The sequence below is a fragment of the Streptomyces sp. IBSBF 3136 genome (assembly GCF_036815105.1).
Taxonomy (GTDB): Bacteria; Actinomycetota; Actinomycetes; order Streptomycetales; family Streptomycetaceae; genus Streptomyces.
This window is the reverse complement of sequence record NZ_JAJSZC010000298.1, coordinates 1-3,293: the sequence shown is the minus strand read 5'-3', so window position 1 is coordinate 3,293 and position 3,293 is coordinate 1. Positions and strand designations below refer to the sequence as shown.

The following is a 3,293-nucleotide window of genomic DNA, read 5'->3' as shown; positions in this document are numbered from 1 at the left end:
GAGGCAACGGGAACACCCAGGGCGGCACTCAGGGCGGAGGCACTGGCAACACCCAGGGCGGTACCCAGGGCTGACGACTGACGCACCGGCACCTCGCGGAGACGACCTCCGCGAGGTGCCGGTCTGCCCGCCCTCGACACCCGGCCGCGCGGTTGAGGCCGGTCATCGCCATCCTGTGCAGAATTCGTGCAGATGGCGGGCATGGGTGCGGGATGAGGGGGTAACCGCTGCGTCATCGGCCGCTACCGGCGGCGGTATCGACAGTGGGAGGGGACAGAGCATGACGACCATGAACATGACGGCGACTGACACGCGTGTCGTGGAGTTGCCGGAGGTGGCCGACCCTTCCCAGGTGGCTCCCAAGGACGCCCGCGAGCTGTCGCGGCTGTTCTTCCAGCAGCTGACCGTGCTGGAGGAGGGCACGCCCCAGTACCAGTACGCGCGGAACACGCTGATCGAGATGAACATGTCCCTGGTCCGCTACGCGGCCGGCCGGTTCCGCAGCCGCGGCCCGGAGGAGATGGAGGACATCGTCCAGGTCGGCATGATCGGTCTGATCAAGGCGATCGACCGGTTCGAGCTGTCCCGGGAGGCGGAGTTCACGTCCTTCGCCATTCCGTACATCGTGGGCGAGATCAAGCGCTTCTTCCGTGACACCACCTGGGCCGTGCACGTGCCCCGCCGGCTCCAGGAGGCCCGGGTCCAGCTGGCCCGCGCGACCGAGGAGCTGCGCAGCCGGCTCGGCCGCACCCCGACGGTCAAGGAGCTGTCGGAGCTGATGAGCCTGCCCGAGGAAGAGGTCCAGGAGGCCAGGCTTGCGGCCAACGGCTACAACTCCTCCTCTCTCGACGCGGCGATCAGCGGCAGCGAGGACGGCGAGACCGCGCTGCAGGACTTCATCGGCGCCGAGGACCAGGCCCTGGAACTGGTCGAGGACTTCCACGCGCTGGCCCCGCTGATCGCGGAGCTGGACGAGCGTGACCGCCGGATCATCCACATGCGCTTCGTCGAGGAGCTCACCCAGGCGCAGATCGGCGAACACCTGGGCGTCTCGCAGATGCATGTCTCCCGGCTGCTGTCCCGCACCCTCGCCCGCCTGCGCGAGGGCATGCTCGCCACCGGCTGACCCCCGTCTCGTCCCGTGCTGTCCGCCGCTCAAGCGGCGGGCAGCACGGGGCTGTGGTGACAGCGCCCACGGCTAGGGCGCCGGGGCCTTGTGCAGCCTGAGCTCGGCGATGACGTGCTTGCCCTGGTCCCCGAGGACGGTGTGCAGACGGTCGCAGAGACGCGCGATGAGGTGTAGGCCGTGGCCGCCGATGCGATCCGGGGTGCGGGCCGCCGGGCGGGGTGGTGTGCGGGAGGTGTCGCGGACGGTGATCCGCAGCAGAGCGGGGTTCCCCGTCAGCTCCAGCAGCAGTTCGCCGGGGCCTGGGGCGTGGCGCAGCGCGTTGGTGACAAGCTCACTGACGACGATCTGGGCGTCTTGGCTCGGCTGCTGGTCAGGGGGGTGGCCTGCCCGCGAGAGCAGGGTGCGAACTGCTTGCCGGGTGTCGGCGAGGGATGGGCCCTGGGTGTCCCAGACGGCGCTGTAGCGCAAGGCGGCTGCCTCGCGGTGCTCATCCTTCGCCTGATTCCTAAGCGGGATGACCATATTTTTCCTATGAGCTGCGGATGGTTCGACGATTGATCGTTCTTGCGGACCTTGTCCGCTTACCCACTGCGGCCGCGCCTATGAAATGACGCTCGCCACGCGTCATCGGCCGCCCGCGGTGCCCGGGGCGCCTCGACGAGTGTGCCGAGCGTGCCCACGGTGTCGGGGACGGGACCACCCGTTCGGCTCCGCATGCGAGGCGGCGATCAGGTAATCCGGGGGTGTGTGCCGAGGCGCCGCTGTCCTCCTCCATGCGGCTGTTCGGCCGAGGCGGTGCCGTGGCCGGTCCCCGAGCCGGCTGCGGCCCGCTCTCCCTCCTCACCGCCGACCTGTGTCCTTGAGTGATTCCTTGGTCTCCCTGGCCTTGCCCGCGGCCTGCGCCGCGCGGCCCTTGGCGATCAGGGTGTGGTTGCCGGTGGCCCGTCCGGCGGCCTGGGCGGCCTTGCCCACCATTTGCTCGATCTTGGCCCGGGCCTTCTCGCTGGCGGCCATCCTGCTCACCGTCCTCGGTTCCGGTATCGGATATCAGTGCCTGATGTGCGCTTGACCCGTGCCGATGCCCGTAAACGACGCGGGGTGTGCAGGAACTGGGGAATCGAGTGGGGCCCCGCCGGGACAGGCCGGCCCCCCCTCGTACGTGCGGGCACCCCTCTCCCGGGCATTCCTCGTGCGCCCCGGTGCGGTCCCTCGCCGGGCCGTGAACCGCCCTCCGCTGCCCCGAGCGCGTGACGCCACCCACGAGAGGCAGATCACGTCCTATCGGGCTTCGTAGAGGGGCTCACACTCCCATCAGGGCATAACCCTGCCAAAAGACTAAATAGGGACATTCGTACGCCCTTGGGTAGTACGTCACATTCTTGCGTGGGGTTTCCGCGACCGCTAACCATGTCTCTCGTCGCCGCAAGCAGCGGGTCGGGCCGNTACGCCCTTGGGTAGTACGTCACATTCTTGCGTGGGGTTTCCGCGACCGCTAACCATGTCTCTCGTCGCCGCAAGCAGCGGGTCGGGCCGGGCGGATCGCCGGGACCGTCCTTGCTCGCCGCGCTGTGCGGGGCCTCGCCCCGACGCCCGACAGGCCGCGACCGAATGACCGGCCGGCGCCTCAAAGACGTCTTGAAGGAGACCCCCATGACCGCGATCACCGCTGCCCCCCGCCTCGCCCGTCTGCGCAACCTGGCCGTGACCGGCCTGGTCACCACCGGCGCCGCGGCCGCGGCGCTGACGCTGATGCCGGCCACCGCCCAGGCCGCCGAGGCACCCACGGCCACCCACGCCGCCGCCACCAGGGCCGCCGACCCCGCCGCCGGTGCCAAGGGCGCCGCGAACAACCTCGACGGCTGGATCAAGCAGTCCCTGGCCATCATGAAGGCCAAGGGCATCCCGGGCAGCTACGAGGGCCTGCACCGCAACATCATGCGCGAGTCCAGCGGCAACCCCAACGCGCAGAACAACTACGACGTCAACGCCAAGAACGGCATCCCGTCCAAGGGCCTGCTCCAGGTCATCGACCCCACGTTCAAGGCCTTCCACGTCGCCGGCACCGCCAACAACTCCACCGACCCGGTCGCCAACATCACCGCGGCCGCCAACTACGCCGCCCACCGCTACGGCTCCATCGACAACGTCAACTCCGCGTACTGAG

The 3,293-nt window shown here is 69.4% G+C and carries 4 protein-coding genes; 2 read left to right on the top strand and 2 right to left on the bottom strand.

What is annotated here, in order from left to right:
* The first annotated feature begins 280 nt into the window (after positions 1–280).
* Positions 281–1,126: an RNA polymerase sigma factor SigF gene (locus V7E45_RS36640; protein WP_333778602.1), complete on the top strand. Its 846-nt coding sequence runs from the start codon at positions 281–283 to the stop codon at positions 1,124–1,126.
* Positions 1,127–1,198: 72 nt separating this feature from the next.
* On the opposite strand, the gene V7E45_RS36635 is transcribed toward V7E45_RS36640, so the two are convergent.
* Both V7E45_RS36635 and V7E45_RS36630 read right to left on the bottom strand, forming a co-directional pair.
* Entirely contained in the window at positions 1,199–1,651 is a 453-nt protein-coding gene (locus tag V7E45_RS36635) for an ATP-binding protein (RefSeq protein ID WP_333778601.1), read from the bottom strand.
* A 318-nt stretch (positions 1,652–1,969) separates the two neighbouring features.
* Entirely contained in the window at positions 1,970–2,143 is a 174-nt protein-coding gene (locus tag V7E45_RS36630) for a CsbD family protein (protein ID WP_319147639.1), read from the bottom strand.
* A 636-nt stretch (positions 2,144–2,779) separates the two neighbouring features.
* On the opposite strand from V7E45_RS36630, the gene V7E45_RS36625 reads away from it, so the two are divergent.
* Entirely contained in the window at positions 2,780–3,292 is a 513-nt protein-coding gene (locus tag V7E45_RS36625) for a transglycosylase SLT domain-containing protein (RefSeq protein ID WP_333778600.1), read from the top strand.
* Position 3,293: the final 1 nt, after the last annotated feature.